The 26,877-nt window shown below is 71.7% G+C and carries 27 protein-coding genes and 1 riboswitch; of the genes, 18 read left to right on the forward strand and 9 right to left on the reverse strand.

Annotation, left to right across the window (positions count from 1 at the left end; all coding sequences use genetic code 11):
* Positions 1-29: 29 nt before the first annotated feature.
* On the reverse strand, positions 30-650 hold the full coding sequence (locus tag CS1GBM4_RS01630) for an OmpA family protein (protein ID WP_186416936.1): 621 nt from the start codon (positions 648-650) through the stop codon (positions 30-32).
* A 291-nt stretch (positions 651-941) separates the two neighbouring features.
* On the opposite strand from CS1GBM4_RS01630, the gene CS1GBM4_RS01635 reads away from it, so the two are divergent.
* A complete protein-coding gene (locus tag CS1GBM4_RS01635) occupies positions 942-1,937 on the forward strand; it encodes a hypothetical protein (protein WP_186416937.1) in 996 nt (331 codons plus the stop codon).
* Positions 1,938-1,949: 12 nt separating this feature from the next.
* On the opposite strand, the gene CS1GBM4_RS01640 is transcribed toward CS1GBM4_RS01635, so the two are convergent.
* Both CS1GBM4_RS01640 and cobD read right to left on the reverse strand, forming a co-directional pair.
* On the reverse strand, positions 1,950-2,921 hold the full coding sequence (locus CS1GBM4_RS01640; protein WP_186416938.1) for a D-2-hydroxyacid dehydrogenase: 972 nt from the start codon (positions 2,919-2,921) through the stop codon (positions 1,950-1,952).
* Positions 2,922-3,027: 106 nt separating this feature from the next.
* A complete protein-coding gene (cobD, locus tag CS1GBM4_RS01645; protein WP_186416939.1) occupies positions 3,028-4,032 on the reverse strand; it encodes a threonine-phosphate decarboxylase CobD in 1,005 nt (334 codons plus the stop codon).
* Between cobD and cbiB the strand changes: the two genes are divergently transcribed.
* Positions 4,031-5,011: an adenosylcobinamide-phosphate synthase CbiB gene (gene cbiB / locus CS1GBM4_RS01650; protein ID WP_186416940.1), complete on the forward strand. Its 981-nt coding sequence runs from the start codon at positions 4,031-4,033 to the stop codon at positions 5,009-5,011. The two genes, cobD and cbiB, sit on opposite strands and share 2 nt — an antisense overlap.
* On the opposite strand, the gene cobO is transcribed toward cbiB, so the two are convergent.
* Positions 5,008-5,619 (reverse strand): cob(I)yrinic acid a,c-diamide adenosyltransferase, encoded by a 612-nt coding sequence (gene cobO / locus CS1GBM4_RS01655; protein WP_186416941.1) that lies wholly within the window; start codon positions 5,617-5,619, stop codon positions 5,008-5,010. The two genes, cbiB and cobO, sit on opposite strands and share 4 nt — an antisense overlap.
* A gap of 2 nt (positions 5,620-5,621) precedes the next feature.
* Positions 5,622-6,134, reverse strand: a complete 513-nt coding sequence (cobU, locus tag CS1GBM4_RS01660) for a bifunctional adenosylcobinamide kinase/adenosylcobinamide-phosphate guanylyltransferase (RefSeq protein WP_186416942.1) — start codon at positions 6,132-6,134, stop codon at positions 5,622-5,624.
* Positions 6,135-6,255: 121 nt separating this feature from the next.
* A riboswitch (cobalamin riboswitch) is annotated at positions 6,256-6,437 on the forward strand.
* Between the two features lie 34 nt (positions 6,438-6,471).
* Between cobU and CS1GBM4_RS01665 the strand changes: the two genes are divergently transcribed.
* The 9 genes from CS1GBM4_RS01665 to cobJ all read left to right on the forward strand — a co-directional run bounded on the left by CS1GBM4_RS01665 (position 6,472) and on the right by cobJ (position 16,429).
* Positions 6,472-6,645 (forward strand): CbtB domain-containing protein, encoded by a 174-nt coding sequence (locus CS1GBM4_RS01665; RefSeq protein ID WP_186416943.1) that lies wholly within the window; start codon positions 6,472-6,474, stop codon positions 6,643-6,645.
* Between the two features lie 13 nt (positions 6,646-6,658).
* Positions 6,659-7,402, forward strand: coding sequence for a CbtA family protein (locus CS1GBM4_RS01670; protein ID WP_186416944.1), 744 nt, complete (start codon positions 6,659-6,661; stop codon positions 7,400-7,402).
* Positions 7,403-7,449: 47 nt separating this feature from the next.
* Positions 7,450-7,911, forward strand: coding sequence for a DUF1636 domain-containing protein (locus CS1GBM4_RS01675; protein WP_186416945.1), 462 nt, complete (start codon positions 7,450-7,452; stop codon positions 7,909-7,911).
* 53 nt (positions 7,912-7,964) lie between these two features.
* Positions 7,965-9,014 carry a cobalamin biosynthesis protein CobW gene (gene cobW / locus CS1GBM4_RS01680; protein ID WP_186416946.1) on the forward strand — a complete coding sequence of 350 codons (1,050 nt, stop codon included), beginning with the start codon at positions 7,965-7,967 and terminating at the stop codon, positions 9,012-9,014.
* A gap of 286 nt (positions 9,015-9,300) precedes the next feature.
* Positions 9,301-12,684: a cobaltochelatase subunit CobN gene (gene cobN / locus CS1GBM4_RS01685; RefSeq protein WP_244607001.1), complete on the forward strand. Its 3,384-nt coding sequence runs from the start codon at positions 9,301-9,303 to the stop codon at positions 12,682-12,684.
* Positions 12,681-13,979: a precorrin-3B synthase gene (gene cobG, locus CS1GBM4_RS01690; protein ID WP_186416947.1), complete on the forward strand. Its 1,299-nt coding sequence runs from the start codon at positions 12,681-12,683 to the stop codon at positions 13,977-13,979. The genes cobN and cobG overlap by 4 nt, the downstream gene beginning before the upstream one ends.
* Positions 13,976-14,608 carry a precorrin-8X methylmutase gene (locus CS1GBM4_RS01695; protein ID WP_186416948.1) on the forward strand — a complete coding sequence of 211 codons (633 nt, stop codon included), beginning with the start codon at positions 13,976-13,978 and terminating at the stop codon, positions 14,606-14,608. Before cobG ends, CS1GBM4_RS01695 begins: the two co-directional genes overlap by 4 nt.
* The gene (locus tag CS1GBM4_RS01700; RefSeq protein ID WP_186416949.1) at positions 14,605-15,357 is read left to right on the forward strand and encodes a precorrin-2 C(20)-methyltransferase; all 753 of its coding nucleotides are present in this window, start codon (positions 14,605-14,607) and stop codon (positions 15,355-15,357) included. The genes CS1GBM4_RS01695 and CS1GBM4_RS01700 overlap by 4 nt, the downstream gene beginning before the upstream one ends.
* Positions 15,358-15,637: 280 nt before the next feature.
* On the forward strand, positions 15,638-16,429 hold the full coding sequence (gene cobJ / locus CS1GBM4_RS01705; protein WP_186416950.1) for a precorrin-3B C(17)-methyltransferase: 792 nt from the start codon (positions 15,638-15,640) through the stop codon (positions 16,427-16,429).
* On the opposite strand, the gene CS1GBM4_RS01710 is transcribed toward cobJ, so the two are convergent.
* Positions 16,372-17,133 carry a cobalt-precorrin-6A reductase gene (locus CS1GBM4_RS01710; protein WP_186416951.1) on the reverse strand — a complete coding sequence of 254 codons (762 nt, stop codon included), beginning with the start codon at positions 17,131-17,133 and terminating at the stop codon, positions 16,372-16,374. The two genes, cobJ and CS1GBM4_RS01710, sit on opposite strands and share 58 nt — an antisense overlap.
* On the opposite strand from CS1GBM4_RS01710, the gene cbiE reads away from it, so the two are divergent.
* The 5 genes from cbiE (at position 17,132) to bluB (ending at position 21,751) form a co-directional block, all read left to right on the forward strand.
* Positions 17,132-18,382 carry a precorrin-6y C5,15-methyltransferase (decarboxylating) subunit CbiE gene (gene cbiE, locus CS1GBM4_RS01715; RefSeq protein WP_186416952.1) on the forward strand — a complete coding sequence of 417 codons (1,251 nt, stop codon included), beginning with the start codon at positions 17,132-17,134 and terminating at the stop codon, positions 18,380-18,382. The two genes, CS1GBM4_RS01710 and cbiE, sit on opposite strands and share 2 nt — an antisense overlap.
* A 136-nt stretch (positions 18,383-18,518) precedes the next feature.
* Positions 18,519-18,905 (forward strand): cobalamin biosynthesis protein, encoded by a 387-nt coding sequence (locus tag CS1GBM4_RS01720; protein ID WP_186416953.1) that lies wholly within the window; start codon positions 18,519-18,521, stop codon positions 18,903-18,905.
* Complete coding sequence (gene cobM, locus CS1GBM4_RS01725; protein ID WP_186416954.1) at positions 18,902-19,666, forward strand: precorrin-4 C(11)-methyltransferase; 765 nt, start codon at positions 18,902-18,904, stop codon at positions 19,664-19,666. The genes CS1GBM4_RS01720 and cobM overlap by 4 nt, the downstream gene beginning before the upstream one ends.
* A gap of 103 nt (positions 19,667-19,769) precedes the next feature.
* Positions 19,770-21,092, forward strand: coding sequence for a cobyrinate a,c-diamide synthase (locus CS1GBM4_RS01730; protein ID WP_186416955.1), 1,323 nt, complete (start codon positions 19,770-19,772; stop codon positions 21,090-21,092).
* Entirely contained in the window at positions 21,089-21,751 is a 663-nt protein-coding gene (bluB, locus tag CS1GBM4_RS01735; RefSeq protein ID WP_186416956.1) for a 5,6-dimethylbenzimidazole synthase, read from the forward strand. Before CS1GBM4_RS01730 ends, bluB begins: the two co-directional genes overlap by 4 nt.
* A 46-nt stretch (positions 21,752-21,797) precedes the next feature.
* Here bluB and CS1GBM4_RS01740 read toward each other — a convergent pair whose 3' ends face one another.
* Positions 21,798-23,039: an MFS transporter gene (locus CS1GBM4_RS01740; RefSeq protein ID WP_186416957.1), complete on the reverse strand. Its 1,242-nt coding sequence runs from the start codon at positions 23,037-23,039 to the stop codon at positions 21,798-21,800.
* 96 nt (positions 23,040-23,135) lie between these two features.
* On the opposite strand from CS1GBM4_RS01740, the gene CS1GBM4_RS01745 reads away from it, so the two are divergent.
* The gene (locus CS1GBM4_RS01745; RefSeq protein WP_186416958.1) at positions 23,136-24,047 is read left to right on the forward strand and encodes a LysR family transcriptional regulator; all 912 of its coding nucleotides are present in this window, start codon (positions 23,136-23,138) and stop codon (positions 24,045-24,047) included.
* Here CS1GBM4_RS01745 and CS1GBM4_RS01750 read toward each other — a convergent pair.
* Both CS1GBM4_RS01750 and CS1GBM4_RS01755 read right to left on the reverse strand, forming a co-directional pair.
* Positions 24,044-24,697 carry a CoA transferase subunit B gene (locus CS1GBM4_RS01750; RefSeq protein WP_186416959.1) on the reverse strand — a complete coding sequence of 218 codons (654 nt, stop codon included), beginning with the start codon at positions 24,695-24,697 and terminating at the stop codon, positions 24,044-24,046. The genes CS1GBM4_RS01745 and CS1GBM4_RS01750 overlap by 4 nt on opposite strands.
* Positions 24,698-24,713: 16 nt before the next feature.
* Complete coding sequence (locus tag CS1GBM4_RS01755; protein ID WP_186416960.1) at positions 24,714-25,421, reverse strand: CoA transferase subunit A; 708 nt, start codon at positions 25,419-25,421, stop codon at positions 24,714-24,716.
* A gap of 148 nt (positions 25,422-25,569) precedes the next feature.
* On the opposite strand from CS1GBM4_RS01755, the gene CS1GBM4_RS01760 reads away from it, so the two are divergent.
* Complete coding sequence (locus CS1GBM4_RS01760) at positions 25,570-26,877, forward strand: phosphopantothenoylcysteine decarboxylase (protein ID WP_186416961.1); 1,308 nt, start codon at positions 25,570-25,572, stop codon at positions 26,875-26,877.

Raw genomic sequence — 26,877 nt, forward strand, 5'->3', positions numbered from 1 at the left:
CAGGCGGTTGATTCTGGAAGGCGGCAGGCTCAGCCAGTGATGGCGATGACCTCGACGCGGCGATTGACGGGCGAATAGGGGCTGCGCGGATTGCGCAGCATGTCCGGGCCAAAGCCATGCGCGACAAGGCGTCCGGATGCGATCTCGCCATAGGAGACCAGCCAGTCGCGCACCGCGGCCGCCCGGTCCTGCGACAGCTCGACATTGTGGTCGTAGCCGCCCTCGGCGCTGGTATGGCCGGCGATCAGGAAGCGCTGATCCAGCAGGACGGGATGCCGCAGCGCCAGCGCCAGGCGCAGCAGCGTGGCCTCCGCCCCGGAGCGCAGGGCCGCGGAATCGTTGTCGAAGAAGACGGTGACCTCGACGCGGCGGCTGAGGTCGATCTCGATGTCCTGGCCGTAGCCGCCGCGTGTCTGGACCCGGCGGCGGACCGGCGCGGCGCGGCGTGCCACGACGCGGCCGCCGCTGCCTCCGGGAGCCCGGTCGTGCGGCGCCAAGGAGCGCAGGATATTGGTCGCGGCCTGGTCGGTCTGAGCCGATGCCGGAACGACGCTCAGCAGCGGCAGCGACAAGACCAGTCCACCCAGCGCACGGCGGGACATCATCTGGGGAAGGTCGACATTGTCCTTGCGCTCATCTGCATTATTCATGGCCAGACCCCCTGTTTACCCTCTCTTCGCATAGTCCTGTAGCCTCGACAATGCGACGGCCGACCCGGATGAGGCGGTACGCAGCAATGGCGTTGCCCGAGCCTTGCCGCCGTCTGCCGCTTTTTCGCTCCAGGCCGTGTTTTTTCCGACGGGAGCCGGCGAAACCACGCGCCCCCCTCGCGCGCGGGTGCTATTCGCGACGGCTTCCGCACCGGTGTCGCGAAACCGGCTCAGGGCCGGCCAAGGGCAGGACAACGTGCCCCGCACACTCGTTCCATGAGGAGACCCGCAATGGGCTTCCAGCTCGACCAGACCGCCCGCCGGCGCCGCAATCGCCAGCGCCTCGCCATGGCGGCGCTCGCCATGATCGTCTCGGCCGGCGCGGCCCTTGCCCAGGCCGACCGCGACGGCGCCGCCGCGCCCGCGGCGGGCGAGGCGGCGCAGGGCCGCAGCGGAGCCGACGCGCCGAAGGTCGCCGAGCGGCCGCAATCGCTGAAGCTGGAATTCGCCTCGCGCACGGTCTCGCTCGGTGTCGCCCAGGCGGCGCGGGAGATCGTGACGACCCGCCAGATCCCGTTCGCGCCCGGCAGCTGGGAGGTTACGTCGGAGGCGCGCCGCGCCATCAGCCAATTGCGCGACGTCTTCCGCGGCAACGCCCCCAAGGGCGCGCCCTTCGCCATCCTGGTCTCGGGCGGCGACGAGGTGGTCAACTACCGCCGCGCCCGCGGCCTGCGCACGGCGCTGATCGAGATGCAGATCGAGGACGCCGCCAAGGTCGTGATCGCGGCCCGCGCCGCGGGCGAGGGCCAGGCCAGCGATGACGGCAAGGCGCGCGTCGACCTCGTCCCGCTCGACCCGGCTCGCTGCGGCGGCTGCGGCGACGTCCCGTTCCGGACGCTCGTCCTCGATACCGGCGTCCAGAAGCTGGTGCGCGCCACCGCCGAGGACGTGCTCGTTCCGGCCGCGCAGGTCGCCGGCAAGGAGACCGCTGACATCGCGACGGCGCCGCTGCCGCCGGTGCGCCAGCAGGCCGGGGAGAAGCCGGCGGAGCGGAGCCAGGCCGCGCGCCAGGCCCCGAAGCCGGCACTGGAGCGGCCATGGCAGCCGCGCCAGGAGGCCCGCACGGTCTGGACCGCGCCCGACGACTACGCGCAGCCGCGGCGCCGCGCCGTCCGCGGCAGCGGCCGCGGCGGCTGCCCGCTGCCGGACATCATCATCGACGACTATTATCCGGGCGGCCCGCTCGTCGGTTGCGACGGGGCCTACGGGCCGCGCCCGCGCTGGTGAGCGGCGAGCGGCTCAGACGATCTGGTTGAGGAGCGCGCTCTCGCCGCGCTCGAGCCGGCCGAGATTGTCGAGCAGGATGTCGACGACATTGCTCTCATAGGCGCGGGTCTCGCCCGCGCTATGCGGCGTCAACAGCACCTGCGGCAGCGCCCAGAGCGGCGAATCCGCCGGAAGCGGCTCCTCATGGACGCAGTCTATGCCGGCACCGGCGAGACGGCCGGCCTCGAGCGCGGCGATCAGGGCCGGCTCGTCGACGACACGGCCGCGCGCGACATTGATCAGGAAGGCGGACGGCTTCATCGCCGCGAGCGCGGCGGCATCGATCAGCCCTTCGGTCTCCGGCGTCAGCGGGCAGGTCAGCGCGACGAAATCGGCCTGCGCCAGCGCGCCGCGCAGCTCGGCCGGCGGCACGATCTGCTCGACATTGGGCTCGGCGCCCGGCCTGCGGCGCACGCCGATCACGCGCATGCCGAAAGCGGAGGCGAGCGCCGCGAGCCGCAGGCCGATGCGGCCGAGGCCGACGATGACCAGCGTGCGGCCCCCGAGCTCGTCCTCGCGGCGCGAGCGCTCGCCGATCATCGGCCGCCAGAACCGCCTGGCCTGGTTGTCGCGGGCGAGATGGAGCTGGCGCGCCAGGGCCAGGATCAGCGAGATCGCATGCTCGGCGACGGCGCGCTCATTGCCGCCCTGGGCGCTGGCGAGCCGGATGCCGGACGCAGCCAGCTTCTGCTTGTCGAACTGGTCGGTGCCGGCGCTGATCGACTGGATGAAGCGCAGCCTGCCGAGCCCCTCCAGCATGTCGTTGCGCCACAAGCCGGATACGACAAGCACATCGGCCTCGGACGCGCGGGCCCTGAGATCGTCCACCGTGCGGACCTCGAAGCTCGCCGCCTCGCCATTGCGGGCCAGATACTCGTCGCGCAGCTGATAGGCCGCATGGGCGAAGCCGATGGTGAGGGCTGACTGCTTCGGCCAAGGCTGCATGCGTCTTATCTCCGGTAGGGTGGGAATCGGCTGACGATAGCCCGGCGGCGGACGCCCGTCTCACGCCGATCCGCATGCACCGGCTGCGAGCGCCGCGGAGCGGGGCTCAGGCCGGCGCGAGCGCCTGCGCCAGACGGAGCCAGGCGGCCTCGCCGCCCGGCAGGCCGAAACGCAGGCGCGAGGGATCGTGCCGGAAGCGGCGGACATAGATCCCGGCGCGGCCGAGCCGCTCGAACAGGGCGGACGCCCGCGGCGTCTCGAGCAGGCGATAGAGCGCCGTGCCGCCGAGGATCCGGCCATGCGGAGCGAGAAGGGCGTCGAGCCGCACGCTGTCGGCTGCGCGCGCCGCGCCCGCGCTCGACAGCCATTGCGCATCGGCGAGGGCGAGAGCGCCGATATGCAGCGCCGGGCCCGCCACCGCCCAGGGGCCGAGCATCGCCTGCAAGGCCGCGGTCAGGCGCGGCTCGCCGACCGCGAAGCCGAGCCTGAGGCCGGCGAGCCCATAGGCCTTGCCGAAGGAGCGCAGCACGAGCGCCCCTTCCGGCAAGGCCGGCAGAAGGCTCGCCTGCGGCGCGAAATCGGCGAAGGCCTCGTCGACGACCAGCAGGCCTCCCCGCTTCGCGAGAGCGCCGGCGAGGCCGATCAGCCGCTCCAGCGGGACAACGCGACCATCGGGGTTGTTCGGGTTGACCAGCACGACGACGCTGGCGTCGCAGGCTTCAGCGAGATCGGCGATCTCGCGAACCTCGGCACCGGCCTTGCGCCAGGCCGGCGCATGCTCGCCATAGGTCGGCCCGAGGACGGCGACGCGCGCCTGCGGCACGAGGCGCGGCAGCAGCTCGATCAGGATCTGCGTCCCCGGCGCGGCGACGAGGCCACTTTGGGGAGGAATGCGATAGGCCTGGCGGGCGGCCGCGAGCAGCGCCGCTTCCTCGGCCCGGCCGGGCAGGCGCTGCCACAGGCTTAACGGCAGCTCCGGAAGCGGATAGGGGATCGGATTGATGCCGGTCGAGAGATCGATCCAGGGCTCGGGCGCCTGCGGGAACAGCGCCCTGGCCGTGGCGAGGTCGCCGCCGTGCCAGATCGCTTCCTTCGTCTCCCCGGCCGCCATGTCGCTCTCCGCCAGCCTGCCGCTCCTCCTCGCCGCCCTCCTGATCGAGGCGGCGATCGGCTATCCGGCGCGCCTGTTCGCATGGATCGGCCATCCCGTCACCTGGATCGGTGCGCTGATCGGCGGGCTCGACCGCGGACTCAACCGCGAGAGCATGAGCTTCGCGATGCGCCGGCTCACCGGAGTTCTCGCGCTCCTGATCCTGCTCGCTGCGACGCTCGCCGCCGCGCTCGTCCCCGTCGCCCTCTGCCGCCTCGCCGGGCCGCTCGCGCTGCTGCCGCTGGCGCTCCTGGCCTCGACCCTGCTGGCGCAGCGCAGCCTGCACGAACATGTCGCCCGCGTCGCCGAGGGGCTGGAGCAGGGCGGACTCGCCGGGGGACGCAGGGCGGTCGCGATGATCGTCGGGCGCGATCCTGACAGTCTCGACGAGGCCGGCGTGGCGCGGGCCGCGATCGAGAGCCTCGCCGAGAATTTTTCCGACGGGATCGTCGCGCCCGCCTTCTGGCTCGGCCTCGGCGGCCTGCCGGGCGGCGCGCTCTACAAGGCGATCAACACCGCCGATTCGATGATCGGCCATAGATCGCCGCGCCACCTCGCCTTCGGCTGGGCGGCGGCGCGGCTCGACGATCTCGCCAACCTGCCGGCCTCGCGGCTGACAGCGCTGCTGCTCATCGCCGCCGCGGCGTTCGACCATGAGGCCGATGCCGGCGGGGCTTGGCGCGCCGTGCGCCGCGACGCCCGCCACCATCGCTCGCTCAACGCCGGCTGGCCCGAGGCGGCGATGGCCGGCGCGCTCGGGCTCCGCCTCGCCGGCCCGCGCGTCTACGGCGCGGTCAGGGTCGAGGATGGCTGGATGGGCGACGGCAGAGCGGAAGCCATGGCGGCCGATATCCGGCGGGCGCTGTCGCTGTATCGGCGCGCCTGCCTGCTGCTCTGGGGGTTGGCGGCGGCCGGGAGTCTTTTCGCGCTCGCCCTCTAGAACTCGATCCCCTCCTGCGCCTTCACGCCGGCCGCGAAATGATGCTTCACCAGCGTCATTTCGGTGACGAGGTCTGCGGCCGCAACCAGCTCAGGCCTGGCGTTGCGGCCGGTGACGACGATGTGGAGATCGGGGCGGCGCGCTTGCAGCACCGCCAGCACCTCGGCCAGCGGCAGATAGTCGTAGCGCAGGGCGATGTTGAGTTCATCCAGCACCAGCAGCCGGATGCTGTCGTCGGCCATCAGTTCCTTCGCCTTGTCGAAGGCTCTCGTCGCGGCGGCGATGTCGCGGGCCTTGTCCTGCGTCTCCCAGGTGAAGCCCTCGCCCATGGCATGCCAGGAGACCTGGTCGCCGAAGGCTTCCAGCGCCTTGCGCTCGCCGGTCGACCAGGCGCCCTTGATGAACTGGACGACGCCGACGCGCCAGCCATGGCCCAGCGCCCGCAGCATCAGGCCGAAGCCGGCGGTCGATTTGCCCTTGCCCGGGCCAGTATTGACGATCAGCAGGCCCTTTTCCAGCGTCTTGCCGGCGACCTCGGCGTCCTGAACCGCCTTGCGCTTCGCCATCTTCGCCTTGTGACGGGCGGCGTCCTCGGCCTCGTCGGTCATCTTCACTTCACCTGCATGGGCAGCCCCGCGACCATGAAGACCACGCGCCCGGCCTGCGACGCAAGGCGCTGGTGCAGGCGCCCGGCCTCGTCGCGGAAGCGGCGGGCGAGGGCGTTGTCCGGCACAATGCCGAGGCCGACCTCGCTGGAGACCAGCACCAGCGGCGCGCTCGCGGCACGGCAGGCGGCGACGAGCTCGCCGGTCGCGATCGCGATATCGCGCTCGGCGAGCAGCAGATTGGTCAGCCAGAGCGTCAGGCAATCGACCAGGATGGCCTGCCCCGCCGGGACATTGCGGATCGCCTCGGGCAGCGCCACCGGCGCGTCGACCGTCTGCCAGTCGCGCGAGCGCCGGGCGCGGTGCTCGGCGATGCGGGCGCGCATCTCGTCGTCATAGGCCTGCGCCGTCGCGATATAGATCCAGGGCGGCGGCAGCGCCTCGATCAGCGCCTCGGCATGACGGCTCTTGCCGGAGCGGGCGCCGCCGAGGACGAGGGTGAGCGGGGGAAGGGGCATGGCGCAGTCTCCGCGTCATGCTCGGGCGCAGACCCGAGCATCTCTGTCAGGAGGTTCCCGGCTCTCCGCTTCGCTCCGGCCGAGAATGACGGCACTGCATTGCACAGCGCCTCGCGGATGGCTAATGATCATCGCCGACGGTGCCTCGGCGACGAGGTGAAAAGGGAACGCGGTGAAAGGCCGCGGCTGCCCCCGCAACTGTAAGCGGCGAGTTCCGCGCCATCGGCCACTGGTTCGACCGGGAAGGCGGCGCAGGATTTTGACCCGCGAGCCAGGAGACCTGCCGTCGTTCGATGTCGTCCAGCAGGCTGCCGGTGGGGTGGCCAAGGAGAACCTGATGAACACGGCTACCGTCACCAGCCAGGCCAGCGTCTCGGAGCGGGCGAAGGCCGTCGCCGCCGCGCTGATCCTCAGCTTCGTGCTGATCTACACCGTCGGCTTCGCCGCCTCGTCCACCGTCCACAACGCGGCGCACGACACCCGTCACGGCCTCGCCTTCCCCTGCCACTGACGGGGGAACCGACATGGTCACGCGTGTTCTCACGGTCAGCCTCCTGGCCGGGCTTCTGGCTGGGCTGCTGATCTCGGCGCTCCAGCACGTCACCACCACCCCCCTGATCCTCAAGGCCGAGACCTATGAGGCGGCGCTGCGGGCGCAAGCCGCGCCGATGCAGGCCGCCTTTGCCGGCGAGGCCCGCCTCCAGCTCGCGCACGGCCCGGCCGACCATGCCGGCGAGCATGAGTGGAAGCCACGGGACGGCTTGCAGCGCACCGCCTTCACCAGCCTGGTGACGATCGGCACCGCGATCGGCTTCGCCGCGCTCCTGCTCGCCGGGATGATCGCGGCGGACGAACGGATCGACCAGCGCCGGGCCCTGGCCTGGGCGGCCTGCGGCTTCTTCGCCTTCGGGCTCGCCCCGGCGATGGGGCTGGCACCGGAACTGCCGGGCGCCGCCGCGGCCGAACTGCAGCAGCGCCAGCTCTGGTGGCTGCTGACGGCGGTGGTCACGGCCGGAGCGCTGTTCGTCTTCCTGCGGGCAGAGGTCTCCTGGGCGCGGGCGCTCGCCGTGCTGGCGCTGCTGGTGCCGCATCTGATCGGCGCGCCGCATCCCGCCGCACCGGAAAGCCGGGTGCCGGCCGAGATCGCCGCGCATTTCGCCGCGCTCTCGCTCGCCGTCCAGGCCGCGCTCTGGCTCGCCACCGGCTTCGCCGTCGGCGTGCTCTGGCCCTGGGCCACACGCCGCAGCGCCGCGACCGCAGCGGCCTGACGCCTCGCGCGGTCGGAAACGGCCGCGCCAGAACAAGGAGGCGTCTCATGCCCGCAGGCGATCTCGCCCTTGCCACCGAGGCCCGGCAGCAGCCGGGCTGCACCATCCATGTCTGCACCGCCTGCCGACGCCAACGCGAGGACCTGCCGGAGGGTTACGACCAGCCGGGCCTCGCCCTGGCCGAAGCGCTGGGCGCGCGCATGACCGGCAGCGGCATCGCCGTCGTCCCGGTCGAGTGCCTCGCCGTCTGCAAGCGGCCCTGCACGATCGCGCTCGCGGCCGACGGCAAATGGACCTATCTGATCGGCGATCTCGACGCCGGTCTTCATCTCGACGAGATCGTCGGCGCGGCGGAGAGCTTCGCCGCCAGCGCCAACGGCATCGTTCCCTGGAAGGAAAGACCCGCCTCGTTCCGCAAGGGCGTGGTCGCGCGCGTGCCCCCTCTGCGCGCTTTCCGTTCGACCGGCATCGGTCGAACGACACGAATTCGCGCCCACGAGATTCTTTGAGCATGTTCCGCCCTTCGAGCGGAACATGCTCTCGGCCAAGAAGGATCAGACCGATGAACGCTCCGCAGACCACGGCGCTCGGCAAGGTGCCGTGCACGATCATCACCGGCTTCCTCGGCGCCGGCAAAACCACCCTGGTCCGTCATCTGCTCGAGAATGCCGGCGGCAGGCGCCTCGCCGTGCTGGTCAACGAGTTCGGCGATCTCGGCTTCGACGGCTCCTTCATCGCCGGCTGCGGCATCGAGGGCTGCACGAGCGAGGACATCGTCGAGCTGCCGAACGGCTGCATCTGCTGCACGGTCGCCGACGATTTCGTGCCGGCGCTGGAGAGCCTGCTCGACCGGCCGAACCCGCCGCAGCACATCCTGATCGAGACCTCCGGCCTCGCTCTGCCGAAGCCGCTGGTCAAGGCCTTCAACTGGCCGGCGATCCGCTCGCGCGTCACCGTCGACGGCGTCATCGCCGTGGTCGACGGTCCGGCGGTGGCCGAGGGCCAGTTCGCGGATGATCCCGAGGCGCTGAAGGCGCAGGCCGCTCAGGACCAGGCCGTCGATCACGACAACCCGCTGGAAGAGGTGTTCGAGGACCAGATCCTCTGCGCCGACCTGATCCTGATCAACAAGAGCGACCTCGTCGACGCGGACGGCCGCGAGCGGGTCAAGGCCGAGATCGGCCGGCACCTGCCGAGGGCGGTCAAGCTGGTCGAAACCGCCCATGGCAAGGTCGAGCCGGCGCTGATCATCGGGCTCGGCGCCGCGGCCGAGGCCGATCTTTCCGCCCGCCCCTCGCATCACGGCGAGGGCGAGGATCACGACCATGACGATTTCGACAGCGTGGCGCTGCCGCTGCCGCAGGCCGCCTCGCCGGAGGACCTCGTCGCCCGCCTCGCCCGGGCGGCCGAGGCCGACGGCGTGCTCCGCCTCAAGGGTTTCGCCGGCATCCCCGGGAAGCCGATGCGGCTCGTGGTGCAGGGCGTCGGACGGCGCATCGCGCATCATTTCGACCGGGCCTGGGGCGCGGAGGAAGCGCGCGACGGACGGCTCGTGGTGATCGGCCTCAAGGGTTTCGACCGCGCCGCCGTGGAAGCGGCCCTCGCCGAATAATGCCGCAATGCATCTTCTCCCGACCAGCGAGGTGAGGCTCGACGACGGCGAAGACGCCGTCGACCTCGCTCTGCCGCCGGGAGACCTCGTCGCGCTCTCCTTCAGCGACAGCGACCTTTCGGCGCTGGCGGCGGCCTATTCGTCATGGCCGGGCCTGCCAGCACAGGCGCCTCCCTCCCCCCTTGCGGGGAAGGGTATGGGGTTGGGGGGCGTTCCGCTTGGCGAGCGCTCACCTGGTCGTTCGCCCCCCACCCCTGCCCCTCCCCGCAAGGGGGAGGGGTTCGCAATTCGCCTCGTGCCGCTCCGGCGCTTCAGGCATCCGCTCTCGATCGACCTGCTGATCGAGAAGACCCTCGCCAGCTCGCGCTTCGTGCTGCTGCGCTGCCTCGGCGGGCTCGACTATCTCCGCTACGGCGTCGAGCAGATCGCCGGCGCCTGCCGGCAGCACGGCGTCGCGCTGGCGGTGCTGCCGGGCGACGACCGGGCGGATGAGCGACTGGCCGGCTACGGCACTGTGCCGGCAGAGCTCGCCGAGGAACTGCTCGGCTATTTCCACGCCGGCGGCGGTGCCGAGAACATGCGGCGGCTGCTGGGGCGCGTAGAGGGCTATCTGCAAGCGCAGCGCAACCCCTCATCCGCCTCGGCTTCGCCGAGCCACCTTCTCCCGCAAGGTGAGAAGGGCGGAGCGGCGACGTCAGCCCCCTTCTCCCCTTGCGGGAGAAGGGCGCGGCAGGGGGATGAGGGGTCGCGCGACGCCTCCGACCTCGCTCCCATCCCGCTCCTCACCCTCTTCGCCCTCGGCCCGAACGCCGCCCCCCGGCCCTGGCGCGAAGCGCTCGCGGCCCTGCCCGACGGCGCCCCGCTCGTTCCCGTCCTCGTCTACCGCTCCGGCGTCGCGGCCGGCGATACCGCGATGGTCGAGGCGATCGCGGCAGCTCTCGCCGAGCGTGGCCTCGCAGCCCTGCCCCTCGCCCTGACCAGCCTCAAGGACGAGAACGTCGCAACCGAGCTCGCCGCGCTGATCGCGGCACGCAAGCCCGCCCTGATCGTCTCCAGCACGGCCTTCTCGGCGCGCGATGGCGACGGCTTCGTGCTCGACGCCGCCGATTGCCCGATCCTGCAGGCCGTGCCGGTCGGCAGCGCCCGCGAGGCCTGGGAAGCCTCGCCGCGCGGGCTCTCCACCGCCGACCTCGCCATGCAGGCGGCCCTTCCCGAATTCGACGGCCGGCTCGGCGCCATCCCCGTCGCCTACAAGGAGGAGCGCGTCGAGCGCACCACCGGACTGCCGCTGCGCCGGTTCGCACCCGACGCCGACGGCATCGCAGCGCTGGCCGATCTCGCGGCGAACTGGGTCGCGCTCGGCCGCACGCCGCGGAGCGAGCGCCGGCTCGCTTTGGTGATGTCCGACTATCCCGCCCGCGGCGGCCGCGCCGGCTTCGCCGTCGGCCTCGACACGCAGGCGAGCGCGCTCGCGATCCGGGAGTTGCTCGGCCAGGCGGGGTATGATGTTGCGCAGGAACCTCCGTCGTTCCGGACACGCCGCGCCAGCGGCGCAGCTCCGGAATCCATCGAAGGGCTCCAGTGCTCTACGATGGATTCCGGCGCTCCGCTTGGCTCCGGCCGGAACGACGGCGTTGAATTGATGAAGGCGCTGACAAGCGGCCCCGCCGATTTCGCCGTCCCGCTCGCCAGCTACCGCGCCTGGCTCGCCACCATCCCGGCCAGCGCGCGCAATGCGCTCCTCGCGAGCCAAGGCGTGCCCGAAGCCGACCCCGCCTGCGACGGCGAGGCCTTTCGTTTCCGGCTCGTGCGCTTCGGCAAGCTCGCCATCGCGCTGCAGCCGCCGCGCGGCGCAGCGCCCGATCGCAAGGCGCGCTATCACGATCCCGATGCGCCGCCGGGCCACGGCTATCTCGCCTTCTATCTCGGCCTGCGCGAGGTCTTCCGCGCCGATGCGCTGATCCATCTCGGCACGCATGGCACCACCGAATGGCTGCCCGGCAAGGCGGTGGCGCTGTCTGCCGGCTGCTGGCCGCGGCTCGCGATCGGCTCGCTGCCGGTCGTCTATCCCTATGTCGTCGACGATCCCGGCGAGGCGGCGCCGGCCAAGCGCCGGCTCGGCGCCCTGACGCTCGGCCATCTGCCGCCGCCGCTGGCGAGCCATGACGCAGCGGGCGAGGCGGCTCTGCTGCGCGATCTGGTCGAGGAATACGCGCAGGCGCAGGTGCTCGACCCGCGCCGGGCCGGGCTGGTCGCGCGCGAGATCCTCGACCGGGCCGAGCGCTCCGGCCTCGCCGCGGCGAGCGGCGTCACGCCGGAGCAGGACATGCCGAGCGCGCTCGCGGCGCTCGACGCCCATCTCTGCGACCTCGCCGAGACCGCCTTCCGCGACGGGCTTCATGTCTTCGGCTCCTCCGCGGCCGACCCGGCGTCGGCCGAGAGCGAGCGCCGCAACCTGCTGAAGGCGCTCGATGCCGGCTTCGTGCCGCCCGGCCCGGCCGGCGCGCCGCATCGCGGCCGGCCCGACGTGCTGCCGAGCGGACGCAATCTCTCCACGCTCGACCCGCGCGCCCTGCCGACCCGTGCGGCCGCCAGGCTCGGCGCCAAGGCGGCACAGGCCGTCATCGCCCGCCATCTCCAGGACGAGGGCGACTATCCGCGCCGGATCGTGATGGATCTCTGGGCCTCGCCGACCCTGCGCTCGGGCGGCGAGGACATCGCCCATGCCCTGCATCTGATGGGCGTCGAGCCGGTCTGGGACCATGGCTCGGCGCGCGTGACCGGCTTCGCGATCATCCCGCAGGCCAAGCTCGCGGCGCCGCGCGCCGACGTCACCATCCGCATCTCCGGCGCCTTCCGCGACACATTCCCGGCGCAGATCGCCCTGCTCGACGGAGCGGCGCGCGCCGTCGCGGCGCTCGACGAGCCCGACGAGTGGAACGAACCGGCAGCGGCCCGCCGCCGCGGCGAGTCGGGCGCGCGCATCTTCGGCGCCGCCCCGGGCCGCTACGGCGCCGCCATGGCCGACCGCGCACTCGACGGCGACTGGCAGGCGCGCGCAGAGCTCGGCGACGCCTATCTCGCCGCGACCAGCCACGCCTATGGCGGGGCGGAGGGCGCGGCAGCGCCGGATAGCGGCTTTGCCGATCGCGTCGCGGAAGCCCAGGCCTTCGTCCATGTCAGCGACACGGCCGGACGCGACATCCTCGAGGCGACCAGCGCCGCCGATGCGATCGGCGGCTTCGTCGCGGCGATGCAGGCCAGGGGCGGCGAGGCGGCGCTCTACAGCCTCGACACCTCCGATCCCGACAGGCCGAGGGCACGCAGCCTTTCCGAGGACATGTCGCGCATCGTCCACGGCCGGCTCTGCCACCCCAGGTGGATCGAGAGCCATCTCGCGCATGGCTGGCGCGGCGCGGCCGAGCTCGCCGAGGCAGTCGATGCGCTCTTCGTCTATGCCGCCAGCACCGATGCGGTCCCGGACGCCCTGTTCGACGCGGTGTTCCAGGCCTATTGCGGCGACCCCACCACCTGGCGGGCGCTGGAGCAGGCGAATGCGCCGGCCGCCACCTCGATCCGCTCGCGCCTCACCGAGGCCCAAGAGCGCGGGCTCTGGCAGAGCCGGCTGAACTCGGCAGCGATGCTGACCGGAGAGGAGGTCGCCGAATGACCGTCCCGGTTCGCGAGACGATGCGGCGCGGCTGGTGCCCCGGCACCTTGCGGCCGATGCAGACGGGCGATGGCCTGCTGGTGCGCCTGCATCCGCCGCGCAACGCGCTGACGCCCGGCCAGCTCGCCGACATCGCCGGGCTCGCCGGCCGCTACGGGAACGGCCAGGTCGAGATCTCGAGCCGCGGCAAGCTGCAATTGCGCGGCATCCGCGCCGAGGCCCATCCGGCGCTGGTCGACGAGCTGCTGGCGGCAGGCCTCGTCGACGAAGCCGGGGGCGATGGCCCCAACAAGCTGGTGCTCGCCTCGCCGCTCGCCGGACGGGCGGCGGACGAGCTGGTCGACGCCGCCGTGCTGGCGGAGGCGGTCGAGCAAGCCGGCCGCGCCATCGCCGGGCTGCCGGCGAAAGTCTCGATCGCCGTCGACGGTGGCGGAGCTCTGGCGCTCGACGGCTTCGCCGTCGATCTGAGATTGCGGGCGATCTCGGCCGAGGCGGTCGGCTTCAGCCTGCCGGGCGGGCGCTGGCTCGGGCCGGTCGCCCTGGCCGAGGCGCCCGGGCGGGCAGCCCGGCTGCTCGGCGGCTTCGCGGCGATCTGCCGCCGCTCCGAGTTGGTGCGGCGCATGCGCGATCTCGAGCCGGACGCGCTGGCGGCGCTGGCCGATGCTTGCGGACTGCCGGCGCTGGCCGCACCCGCGCTCCGGGTACGGCCCGAACCCGTCGGCCTCGTTCGGGAGCGCGACGGCTGCGTCGCCCTGCTGGTCTCTCTTCCCTTCGGCCGCACGGATGCCGAGGGACTGGGCCGGATCGCCGATCTCGCCGACACGGCCGGCACGGACGAGATCAGGCTCTCGCCCTGGCGTGGGTTCGCTTTCTGCGGACTCTCCGCCGGTGCGGCGGACGCCCTGCGCGATGCCCTGCGGGGCGCAGGGCTCATCACCAAGGCCGGCGATCCGCGCCTCGCGGTCGCCGCCTGCTCCGGCGCACCGGCCTGCGCGCGCGGCGAGGTCCCGGCCCTGGCCGACGCCGCGCCGCTGACCGGCGCGCTCGCTGCGCTGCTGTCGGACGGGCTCTCGCTGCACGTGTCGGGATGCGTGAAGTCCTGTGCCCGGCCCGGCAGCGCCGATCTCACCCTGGTCGGCCGCGAGGGGCGCTACGAGGTGATCCTGGGCGGCGACACCCGCGCCGCCGCGACCGCCAGCCTCAGCCTCCCGGACCTTGTGCGCCGGCTCGAACCGGGTCAGGACATCCGCGCGCGCCTGGAAGCGGCACGCCACCACCAGCAGGTCGAACGTTGAACACGCGCCACGCCTATATCCGCGACGGAGCCGCGATCTACGAGCGCTCCTTCGCCATCATCCGGGCCGAATCCGACCTGTCGCGCTTTTCGGGGGCGGCGGAGCGGATCGTGGTGCGGATGATCCACGCCTGCGGCATGACCGACCTGCCGAAGGACGTGGCGATGTCGCCGGATTTCGCCGAGGTCGCCGAGGCGACGCTGGCGAAGGGCGCGCCGATCCTGTGCGACGCGCGCATGGTCGCCGACGGGATCACCCGCGCGCGCCTGCCGGCGAAGAACGCCGTGATCTGCACGCTTGCCGACGCGGCCGTGCCGCAGCTCGCCAGGGAGATGGGCACGACCCGCTCGGCCGCGGCGATGGAGCTGTGGCGCCCGCATCTCGACGGCAGCCTCGTCGTCATCGGCAACGCGCCGACCTCGCTGTTCCGCCTGCTCGACATGCTCGACGAGGGCGCGCCAAAGCCGGCGGCGGTGATCGGCATTCCCGTCGGCTTCGTCGGCGCGGCCGAATCGAAGGAAGCGCTGGCGCAGGACGGGCGCGTGCCCTTCCTCGTCGTTCATGGCCGGCGCGGCGGCTCGGCCATGGCGGCTGCGGCCGTCAACGCGCTGGCACAGGTGAAGGAATGAGCGGCGTGAGCGAACAGACGCCCCGCACCCTGCTCTACGGCGTCGGCCTCGGCCCGGGCGATCCCGACTATATGACCGTGCGCGCCCGCGACGTGATCCGCGAGGCCGACCGGCTCGTGCACTTCTGCAAGCGCGGCAAGCGCGGCAATGCCCGCGTCACCGCCGACGCCGTCATCGCGCCCGACCCGGCCCGCGAGATCGCGCTCGCCTTCCCGGTGACGATCGAGGTCCCGGTCGAGGACGAGGGCTATACCGGCCCGATCGCGGCTTTCTACGACGAAGCGGCCGAGCGGCTCGCCGGCGAGATGGCGCAAGGCCGCAGCGTCGCCGTGCTGTGCGACGGCGATCCGTTCTTCTACGGCTCCTTCATGCATCTGTGGCGCCGCCTGGCGCATCGCTTTCCGACCGAGGTGGTGCCGGGCGTGACCGGCATGGCCGGGGCCTGGGCCCGCGCGGACGCTCCGATCAGCTGGGGCGACGACGTGATGACGGTGGTGCCCGGCACGCTCGCCGAAGGCGAGCTGACGCGCCGGCTGGTCGATACGGACGCCGCCGTGATCATGAAGCTCGGCCGCAACCTGCCCAAGGTGCGCCGCGCCCTGCAGGCGGCGGGGCTGATCGAACGCGCGATCTATGTCGAGCGCGCCACCATGGCGGGCCAGGTGGTGACGCGCCTCGCCGACAAGAGCGACGACGAAGCGCCCTATTTCTCGATGATCCTCGTCCCCGGCGAAGGGCGGCGGCTGTGAGGGATATTCAACACGCAGTCGTTGTTCGAGAGAGCGATGACAGGCGCGACCCACCCGCTTCCCCCTTGCGGAAGAGGGCTGGGGTGAGGGCGCGCGCGACCCTTCCGCGTCATGGTCGGGCTTGTCCCGACCATCCACGTCTTCCTCCACGCGATGCGGCGTTCAAGATGTGGATGCTCGCCACAAGGGCGAGCATGACGGATAGACCTTTGCGACCCCTCATCCGGCCCTTCGGGCCACCTTCTCCCGCAAGGGGAGAAGGGAAGAGCGGAGCCCGCCCATGACCGGCTCGCTCGCCATCATCGGCCTCGGCCCGGGCGAGGCGCGCTATCTGACGCCCTCGGCACAGGCGGCGCTCGAGGCCGCCAGCGATCTCGTCGGCTACGGGCCCTATCTCGAGCGCGTGCCGGCGCGCGCCGGCCAGACCAAGCACGCCTCCGACAACCGCGTCGAGGTCGAGCGCGCGCGGCATGCGCTGGCGCTCGCAGCCGAGGGCAAGGCCGTCGCGGTCGTCTCGGGCGGCGATCCCGGCGTCTTCGCCATGGCGGCGGCGGTGTTCGAGGCGCTCGAAGCGGGGGAGCCGTCCTGGCGCAGGCTTCCGATCACGGTCGAGCCGGGCGTCACCGCGATGCTGGCGGCGGCGGCCAGGGCCGGCGCGCCGCTCGGCGGCGATTTCTGCGCGATCTCGCTCTCGGACAATCTCAAGCCCTGGGAGGTCGTCACGGCGCGGCTGCTGGCGGCGCTCACGGCCGATTTCGTGATCGCGCTCTACAACCCGATCTCGAAGGCGAGGCCCTGGCAGCTCGGCAGGGCGCTGGAGCTGGCCGCGACGATCCGCGCGCCGGAGACGCCGGTGATCTTCGCCCGCGCGGTCGGGCGGCCCGACGAGAGCTTGCGGATCCTCGGCCTCGCCGACGCCGTCGCTGCGGCCGGTAGCGCCGATATGGCGACCCTGGTGATGATCGGCGCCGCCGCGACGCGCCTGATCCCGCGCGAGGGAACGAGCCCGATCGTCTATACGCCGCGCTCGGTGACGAAGAGCCCCTGCGCCACCAGCCAGGGCAGGACCTGATCGATATGCTCGACGGTCTCGACATCGGGCTTGGGCGGCCGCTCGATCATGATCACCGGCAAGGAGAGGCGGCGCGCCGCGACGAGCTTGCCGAGGGTCATCGGCCCGCCGGCATTCTTGCTGACGAGGATTTCGATGCTCTCCTCGCGCATCAGCGCTTCCTCGGCGTCCGCCTCGAAGGGCCCGCGCTGCTGCAGCACCCTGGCGTGCGGCAGCGGCAGATCGCCGACCGGCTCGATCACCCGGATCAGATAATGGTGCTGCGGAGCGGCGAAGAAATGCGGCAGCTCGAGCCGGCCGATGGTCAGGAAGACGCGGCGCGGCGCGTCGCCGAGCGCCTCGACCGCGGCATCGATGTCGGGCACGCTCTTCCAGCGGTCGCCGGCCTGCGGCTTCCAGGATGCGCGCCTGATCGCGAGCAGCGGCACGCCTTCCGCCTTGCAGGCGGCCTGCGCGTGATAGGGCATGATCGCGGCGAAGGGATGGGTCGCGTCGATGACCGCCACGACGCGCTCCTCGACGAGATACTGCCTGAGACCGGCGATGCCGCCGAAACCGCCGGTGCGGGTCGGCAAGGACAGGGGGCGCGGATCGGACGTATGGCCCGCGAGCGAGATCACGGCGCGAATCTCGGGTGCCTGCTCAGCCAGGAGCTGATCGAGTGCTGCCGCTTCGCTGGTGCCGCCGAGGATGAGGACCGTCATGCAGCAGTTTTCGCCTGAAACGACCGAACTGTCGAGCAGGCCGGCCGGACCCTGGCTTTCGCTGGTCGGTCTCGGCGAGGACGGCCGGGCCGGTCTCTGCGCCGAGGCGCTGGCCGCGCTGGAGGGCGCCGAGATCGTCTTCGGCGGCGAGCGCCATCTCAAGCTGATCGGCGCCGTCCCGGGCGAGGCGCGGCCCTGGCCGCAGCCCTTCCGCAACGCGCTGCCGGCGATCCTGGCCGAGCGCGGCCGCGCCGTCTGCGTGCTCGCGACCAGCGACCCGTTCCATTATGGCATCGGCGCCGGGCTGACCAAGGCGGTCCCGGCGGCGGAGATGCGCGTCATCCCGCAGCTCTCCTCCTTCTCGATGGCCTGCACCCGCATGCGCTGGCCGCAGGAGGAATGCGGGCTGGTGTCGCTGCACGGCCGGGCGCTGCAGCGGATCATCCCTTTTCTGCAGCCGGGAGCGCGGGTGCTGGCGCTGTCCTGGGACGATTCGACGCCGCTCGCCGTCGCCCAGCTGATGAGCGCGCGCGGCTTCGGCGAGAGCGCGATCACCGTGCTGGAATCGCTCGGCGGCCCGAACGAGCGCATTCGCGAGGCGCACGCCGATTCCTTCGCACTCGACGGCATCGTGCCGCTCAACATGCTCGCGATCGAGGTCGTCGCCAGCCGCGACGCCCGCATCCTGCCGCTGGCGACCGGCCTGTCCGACGACTGGTTCGAGCATGACGGGCAGCTCACCAAGGCTGATATCCGCGCGATCACGCTCTCGGCCCTGGCGCCGCGGGCCGGGGAGCTGCTCTGGGACGTCGGGGCGGGCTCGGGCTCGGTCGGCATCGAATGGAGCCTGCGCCATCGCCACAACCGCGCCATCGCCTTCGAGGAACGGCCGGAGCGCGCCGCCCGCATCGCCCGCAACCGTCTGGCCCTCGGCGCGCCGCCGCTGGAGGTCGTCGACGGCAAGGCGCCGGAGAGCTTCGCCGGCAAGCCGTCCCCGGACGCCGTGTTCATCGGCGGCGGGCTGACCGATCCCGGCGTCTTCGAAGCCGCCTTCGCGGCGCTGAAGCCGCGCGGTCGGCTGGTGGCGAACGCGGTGACGATCGAGGGCGAGGCCAGGCTCGCCGCGCTGTTCTCGGCCCATGGCGGGAATCTGCGCCGCATCGGCGTCTCGCATCTCGACCCGATCGGCACGATGCATGGCTGGCGCGCCGCGATGGCGGTGACGCAATGGCGGGTGGTGAAGCCGTGAGGGTTGCCTCCCCTCCCCGTCATTCCGGGGCGCGGCAAAGCCGCGAGGCCGGAAGCCATGACCAAGGTCGCATTCATGGGTTCCGGGCTCAGGCCTGCGGCCTGCCCCGGAAAGACAGCCGCGAGGAGAGTGACGGATGACGACGATCGTCGTCGGCATCGGCCTGCGGCCCGGCACCTCCGAGGCGGATATCGAAGCCTGCCTGGCGCAGACGCTCGCCGCCGCCAACCTGCCCGGAGATGCGATCGGACGCCTCGCCACTCTGGCCTCGCGCCGCAACGAGCCGGGCCTTGCGGCCGTGGCACAGGCCCGTGAACTGACGCTCGTCGCCGTTCCCGACGAGGCGCTCGCCGGCTTCGAGGCCGCCTGCGCCACGCGCTCGACGCGGATATCCGGGCTCTACGGTGTCGGCTCGGTGGCGGAGGCGGCGGCGCTGGCCGCGGCCGGGCCGGGAGCAGAACTGATCCAGCCGCGCATCGCCACGGCCCGGGTCACCTGCGCGCTGGCGAGGAACCTCGGATGACCGTGCATTTCATCGGCGCCGGCCCCGGCGCGGTCGATCTCATCACCTTGCGCGGACGCGAGCTGATCGGCGCCTGCCCGGTCTGTCTCTACGCCGGCTCGCTGATCCCCAGGGCGATGCTCGGCTGGTGCCCACCGGGCGCGCGCATCGTCGACACTGCCCCGCTCGACCTCGACGCCATCATCGCCGAGATCGAGAGCGCGCACTCGCAGGGAAAGGACGTCGCGCGGCTGCATTCCGGCGACATCTCGATCTGGAGCGCGACGGGAGAACAGATGCGCCGGCTGGATCGGCTCGGCATCCCCTACGAGATCACGCCGGGCGTGCCGGCCTTCGCTGCGGCCGCCGCCGCGCTGAAACGCGAGCTGACCCTGCCCGGCGTCGTGCAGTCGCTGGTGCTGACGCGCACCTCCGGCCGTGCCTCGGCCATGCCCGAAACGGAAAAGCTCGCGACCTTCGCGGCCTCGGGCGCGACGCTCGCCATCCATCTCTCGATCCATGTGATCGAGCAGGTCGTCGCCGAGCTGACGCCTTTCTACGGCGCCGGCTGCCCGGTCGCGATCGTTTTCCGCGCGTCATGGCCGGAGGAGCGCATCCTGCGCGGGCGGCTCGCCGACATCGCCGACAAGGTGCGGGCGGCGGAGCTCGAGCGCACGGCGCTGATCCTGGTCGGCCCGGCGCTGGCGAGCTCCGACTTCGGTGAAAGCGCGCTCTACTCGGCCGGCTACGACCGCCGCTTCCGGCCGGGGGGCGGGATCTGATGATCAGCCGCCACTGCGAGCGAAGCGCCCAGGAGAACTCGCTCGACGGCCCCTGGATTGCTTCGTCGGCTACTCCTCCTCGCGTTGACGGGGAGGGCTGCCGATGACAGCCCGCGGACTCCTCGTCGCCGCGCCGCGCTCCGGCTCAGGCAAGACCACGATCACCCTCGGCCTGCAGCGGGCGCTCGCCCGCCGCGGCTTCAGGGTGCGCGGGCTGAAATGCGGGCCTGACTATATCGATCCCGCCTTCCACGCCGCGGCGACGGCTGCGCCGAGCGCCAATCTCGACAGCTATGCGATGCCCGACGCGCTGCTTCGCCAGATCGCGAGCGAAGCGGCCGGGACCGCGGACATCGTGATCGCCGAGGGCTCGATGGGGCTGTTCGACGGCGTGCCGGGTCCTGACGGCCATACCGGCGCCAGCGCCGACATCGCCGCCTTCATGGGATGGCCGGTCGCGCTCGTCGTCGACGTCTCCGGCCAGGCGCAGACGGCTGGAGCGGTGGCGCTCGGCTGCATGGCTTACGACCGGCGCATCCGCATCGCCGGCGTCATCCTCAACAAGGTGGCGAGCGAGCGCCATCGCCGGCTGGCGGCCGCCGGCATGGAGAAGATCGGCCTGCCGGTCCTCGGCGCGTTGCCGCGCGAAGCGAGCCTGATCCTGCCCGAGCGCCATCTCGGCCTGGTCCAGGCCGGCGAGACCGAGGACCTGCATCAGCGCCTCGATGCGCTGGCCGAGGCCGTCGCGGCGGCGGTCGATCTCGACGCCGTCATCGCAGCCGCCGGCGCTACTGATTTGCCGGCTTATGAACGGATGGCGACGGCGCTGCCGGCGCCCGGCAAGCGTCTCGCCATCGCCCGCGACGCCGCCTTCAGCTTCGTCTATCCGCATGTCGAAGCCGGCTGGCGAGCGCTAGGGGCGAAGCTCGTGCCGTTCTCGCCGCTCGCCGACGAGCCGCCCCCGGAGAGCTGCGACGCCTGCTGGCTGCCCGGAGGCTATCCCGAACTGCATGCCGGCCGGCTCGCAGCCGCCTCGCGCTTCCTCGGCGGCCTGCGCGATTTCGCCCGGACGCGCCCCGTCCACGGCGAGTGCGGCGGCTATATGGTGCTGGGCAGAAGCCTGATCGACGCGGACGGCGTCCGCCATGCCATGGCCGGGCTGCTCTCGGTCGAAACCAGCTTCGCCAGGCGCCGGATGAATCTCGGCTATCGCAACGCCGTGCTCGCCTCGGACGGCGCGCTCGGCCGCGCCGGAGACCGCCTGAGCGGACACGAATTCCACTACGCCACGGTGGTTTCGCCGGGCGAGGACCCGCCCTTCGCCATGGTCACCGATCCGCATGGCGCGGCGCCCGCGCCAGCCGGCAGCCGAAGCGGCCTGGTTTCGGGCTCCTTCTTCCACGCGATCGCGGTGCGGGACAGATGAGCCGCTCGCCGACCTCAGGCCGGGACCGACCGGTGCCCCCTGTCTTCGGCGACGGCTTCCGCGACACGCTCGCCGAGCTGATCGCCTGGCGCCGCGACGTCCGGTGCTTTCGCCGCGAGCCGGTGCCGGAGACGCTGCTGGCGACCCTGCTCGATCTGATGCGGCTTGCGCCCTCCGTCGGCCATTCGCAGCCCTGGCGCTGGCTGAGGATCGACGATCCCGATCAGCGCCTCGCGGTGCAGGCGAGCTTTTCCCGCTGCAATGCAGACGCCCTGGCCGAATACGAGGGCGAGCGGGCCGCGCTCTATGCCCGGCTCAAGCTCGAAGGTCTGCGCGAGGCGCCGGTGCAGTTCGCCGTATTCTGCGATCATGGCACGGCACAGGGCCACGGCCTCGGCCGACGGACCATGCCGGAGATGCTCGACTATTCGGTGGTGGCGGCGATCACGCAGTTCTGGCTCGCCGCCCGCGCGCATGGGCTCGGCGTAGGCTGGGTCTCGATCCTCGATCCGGCCGAGATCGCCGCGATCACCGGCGCAGCGCCGGAATGGAAGCTGATCGGCTATCTCTGCCTCGGCTATCCCGAGGAGGAGCACGACATTCCCGAACTCGTGCGTGCCGGCTGGGAAGGCGATCCGCGGCTGGCCGGACGGAGCTAGAGACCATTTTACCGATCAGATTGATTCAATCTGATCCGATCCGGCTCTAGGCCGACCGGCGGAGCGCGCCGCGCAGTGCGAGCGCCGTCGCGGTCGCCAGCAGCGCCGCCGTGCCGACCAGCCATGCCGCCGCCGGCCAGCCGAACGCCTCGATGATGCCTCCGACCGCCACCGGCCCGGCCACCTGGCCGAGATTGCTGCCCTGCATGAGCAGGCCGACGACGACCGGAGTCAGCGCCGCCGCCGGCGCCAGGACCGGCGCCGAAGCGAGCAGGGTCGCCGGGATCAGCCCGCCGACCAGCGAGAACAGCAGGCAGAGCAGATAGGTCGCGGCGTCCGGCAGCAGGCCGAGGAAGATGCCGACGGCCGAGAGCCCCATGACCAGATTCGCGCTGACGATCAGGCCCGGCCGCGAGACGCCGCGCGCCAGCAGCAGACCGGCCACGAGGTTGCCGATGATGTTGACGGCGCCGGCGAGCGCGCTGAGCTGGCCCGCGCTGGTGAAGGAGGCCTGCATGCGCTGCATCAGCAGCACCGGCAGGAAGCTGAACAGGGCGAAGAACATCAGCGCGTAGAGCACGAAGCAGAGCGCCAGCAACTGCGGACCGCGCGCCGAGAGCACGGTGCCGGCGTCCTCCGCAAGCCGGCCGGGAGACGGCCGGCGGCCGGCTTCGACCACGGGCACGGTCAGCGCGGCCAGCGCCATCGCCGCGACGGCGAGGCCGCCCGTGACCTGCCAGACGACGCGCCAATCGGCGAACCATGGCCCGGCGAGCATGGCGAGCGCCATGCCGGCCGGCATGAAGCAGCTCCACAGCGCCATGGCGATGTCGCGGCGCGCGGCACTGGCGACGCGCTGCAGGATCGCCGGCCCGGCGACGACGATCAGCAGGAAGCCGAGGCCCTCGACCACACGCGAGGCCAGCAGCAGCGGAAAGCCCGGCGCAGCCGCACCGAGGAAGGAGCCGACGCCGGCCGCCAGCAGGCCGAGCAGGAGGACGCGGCGCGCGCCGACGCCGACGGCGACCGTGCCGGCCGGGATGCCGCCGAGCATGCCGAGCACGGCGAAGATCGAGGCGAGCCAGCCGAGCGTCGCGAGATCGAGCCCGAACTCGGCCTGCAGCAAGGGCATCGCGATCGGCGCCTTGCCGACCTGCAGCGCGGCGACGATCCCCGCCGCCACGACGACGCCCACGGCGAGCCAGTCGGTTCGGGGCCGGGGCGAGTTTGCTCCGATGCCGAGCTGGGCATCCGGAGCGGAGGAGGCGGAATCCTGGCGATCGAGCATGAGACGTCCCGTGGCTATGTGCCGTGTCGAGATGGGGGCTCGGCACGATCGCTGGAACTGAGATAATTTGCATCGAGTCGATCAAGGAAACCGATCATGCTCGATGCCCTCACGCTCGATCAGATGCGCGTCTTCCTCGCCGTGGCCGAGGCGGGCAGCTTCCGTGCCGCCGCGGTGCGGCTGTCGCGGGTGCAGTCGGCGGTGAGCCACGCCATCGCCAATCTCGAGGCCGAGCTCGGCATCGCGCTGTTCGATCGGAGCGGCCACCGCCCGGCACTGACGCCGGAAGGGCAGGCGGTGCTCGCCAACATGCGCGAGATCCTGCTGCGCGTCGGCGCCTTGCGGGCACGTGCCCGCGGGCTCGGCGAGGGTGTCGAGATCGAGCTCGCCCTGACGATCGACGTGCTCTTCCCGCTGCCGCTCATCGGCGCGGCTCTCGCCGAGGTCCGCGCGCGCTATCCCTCGGTGTCGATCCGGGTCGCGGTCGAGCCGCTGGGCGGGCCGATCGCCGCGCTGCTGGCGCGGCGCAGCGCGCTGGCAATCACCGTCGGCGAGGATTTCCGCGATCCGCGCATCGCCGTCGAGGCGCTGATGGGCGTCGAGATGATCGCGGTCGTGGCGCCCGCCCATCCGCTCGCCAGGGCGGGAGATGGCGGAACGCTGACCCGCTCCGAGCTCGCCGAGCATCTGCAGATCGTCCAGATCGACCCGACGCCGCTTTCGGGCCAGCGCGATTTCGGCGTGCTCTCGCCGCAGACCTGCCGCGTCACCGGGCAGGACAGCAAGCATGCGATGATCCTGGCCGGGCTCGGCTGGGGCCGGCTGCCGCGCTGGCTGATCGAGCGTGACCTGGCCGAGGGCAGGCTGGTCAGGCTCGCGACCAGGGCGCTCGGCCGCCGCGCGCAGTTGCCGGCCGAGACCTATCTCGCCCACCGCCTCGACGAGGCGATGGGCCCGGCCGCGCGCGCCTTCGCCGAAGCGCTGCGGCGGCTCTGTGCGGAGGATTAGAGCGCGACCTTGAACGGCGCTTCGGTCCTGCTCTTGATCTCGTCGAGCGAGACGCCCTCGGCGAGCTCGATCAGCGTCATGCCGCCGCCGTTCTCGTCGATCGCGAAGACGCCGAGATCCGTGATCACCATATCGACGACGCCGGCGCCGGTGAGCGGCAGATCGCACTTCTTGAGCAGCTTCGGCGATTCCGAGCCGTCCTTGTTCTTGGCGACGTGCTCCATCACCACGACGACCTTCTTGACGCCGGCGACGAGGTCCATGGCGCCGCCCATGCCCTTCACCATCTTGCCGGGGATCATCCAGTTGGCGAGGTCGCCATTCTCCGCCACCTGCATGGCGCCGAGGATGGAGAGATCGATATGGCCGCCGCGGATCATGCCGAAGGAATCCGACGAGGAGAAATAGCTCGTCGTCGGCAATTCGGTGATGGTCTGCTTGCCGGCATTGATCAGGTCCGGGTCCTCCTCGCCCTCATAGGGGAAGGGCCCCATGCCGAGCATGCCGTTCTCCGACTGGAGCTGCACGCTCATGCCGGCGGGGATGTAGTTCGAGACGAGCGTCGGGATGCCGATGCCGAGATTGACGTAGAAGCCGTCCTTCAGCTCCTTGGCGGCGCGAGCGGCGATCTGTTCACGGGTCCAGGCCATGTGCGTGATCTCCTTCTCAGGCCGTTTCGCGCTTGCGCGTGGTGCGCTGCTCGATGCGCTTCACCGGATTGGCGACGTGCACGATGCGCTTCACGAAGATGCCGGGCGTGTGGATATGGTCGGGATCGATCTCGCCGGCCGGCACCAGATGCTCGACCTCGGCGACCGTGAAGCGGGAGGCGGTCGCCATCATCGGATTGAAGTTGCGGGCCGTCTTCCGGTAGACGAGGTTGCCCTCGGTATCGCCCTTCCAGGCGTGGACGATCGAGATGTCGGCGAAGAGGCCGCGCTCCATGATGTAGCGCTCGCCGTCGAACTCGCGCTCCTCCTTGCCCTCGGCGATCAGCGTGCCGACGCCGGTCTTGGTGAAGAAGGCCGGGATGCCGGCGCCGCCGGCGCGGATGCGCTCGGCCAGCGTGCCCTGCGGGTTGAACTCGAGTTCGAGCTGGCCGGAGAGGTACTGCTCGGCGAAGAGCTTGTTCTCGCCGACATAGGAGCTGATCATCTTCCTGATCTGGCGGGTCTCGAGCAGGACCCCGAGGCCGGCACCGTCGACGCCGGCATTGTTGGAGATGAAGGTCAGGTCCTTCGCCCCGGATTCGCGGATCGCCTCGATCAGCGTATCGGGAATGCCGCAGAGGCCGAAGCCGCCGGCCATGATGGTCATGCCGTCCTTGACGACGCCGGCGAGCGCCGCCCTGGCGTCGGGATAAACCTTCTTCATCGGGATGCCTTCGTCGCTGGAATTCGGTGAGGGAGAGCCCGGGAACAACTAGCCGAGCCCATGGTGCGGTTGCAACATGCCGACGCGCCCGCCGTCGCAGCGATGCAGCGCCTCGCGCCGGCCGAGACATGACAGCGCGGGCCGGCCGATGCTACCAAGCTGGCGTCCCGCATCCGGAGCCAAGCCCTTGCCCGCCTCCCGCTCCATCCTGCTGATCATCGGCGGCGGCATCGCCGCCTACAAGTGCCTGGAACTGATCCGGCGCCTGAAGGACCACGGCATCGCCTGCCGCTGCATCCTGACCAGGGCGGGCGAGCAGTTCGTCACGCCGCTCGCCGTCTCCTCGCTCGCCGGCGAGAAATGCTTCACCGACCTGTTCTCGCTGACCGACGAGGCCGATATCGGCCACATCGCCCTGTCGCGCTCTACTGACCTCGTGGTCGTGGCGCCCGCCACCGCCGACCTGATCGCCAAGATGGCGAACGGCCATGCCGACGATCTGGCGTCTACAGCGCTGCTGGCGACGGATAAACGCATCCTGATCGCCCCGGCGATGAATCCGAGGATGTGGGAGCATCCGGCGACGCGCCGCAACATGGCGACGCTGCAGAAGGACGGCGTCCTCGTCGTCGGCCCCAATTCAGGCGCCATGGCCGAGCGCGGCGAAAGCGGCCCCGGCCGCATGGCCGAGCCGCACGAGATCCTGGCCGCGATCGAACTGGCCCTCGCCGGCGAAGCCCGCCATCTTCCCTCGATCGGCTTCCTCGGCCGGCTGCCCGGCGGCGCCGCCACGGGGCCGGGGCCGCTCGCCGGCAAGCGCGTGCTGGTCACCTCCGGCCCGACGCACGAGCCGATCGATCCGGTGCGCTACATCGCCAACCGGTCCTCCGGCAAGCAGGGCCACGCCATCGCCGCCGCCGCCGCCGCGGCGGGCGCGGAGGTGACGCTGGTCTCCGGCCCTGTCTCCCTTCCCGATCCGGACGGGGTCTCCACCATCCATGTCGAGAGCGCCCGCGACATGCTGGCCGCGACGGAAGCGGCCCTGCCGGCCGATATCGCGATCTTCGCCGCCGCCGTCGCCGACTGGCGCACCGCCGACGCGGTCGGCCAGAAGATGAAGAAGGGCGGAGGCGGCCCGCCCCACCTCGCCCTGGTCGAGAATCCCGACATCCTCGCCACCATCGCCGCACGCGAGATCGACCGCCCGACCCTCGTCGTCGGCTTCGCCGCCGAAACCCAGAACGTCGTCGACTATGCCCGCGCCAAGCTGGCCAAGAAGGGCTGCGACCTGATCGTCGCCAACGATGTCGGCGGCACCGGCGTGATGGGCGGCGACGCCAACACCGTTCACCTGGTCAGCGCCGAGGCCGTCGAGACCTGGCCGACCCTGCCCAAGGCGGAGGTGGCGGCACGGCTGGTCGCGCATTTCGCCGAGCTGCTGGCGCAGAAGGGCTGA

Source organism: Allobosea sp. CS1GBMeth4 (genome assembly GCF_900185715.1).
In the GTDB taxonomy this organism is placed as follows: domain Bacteria; phylum Pseudomonadota; class Alphaproteobacteria; order Rhizobiales; family Beijerinckiaceae; genus Allobosea.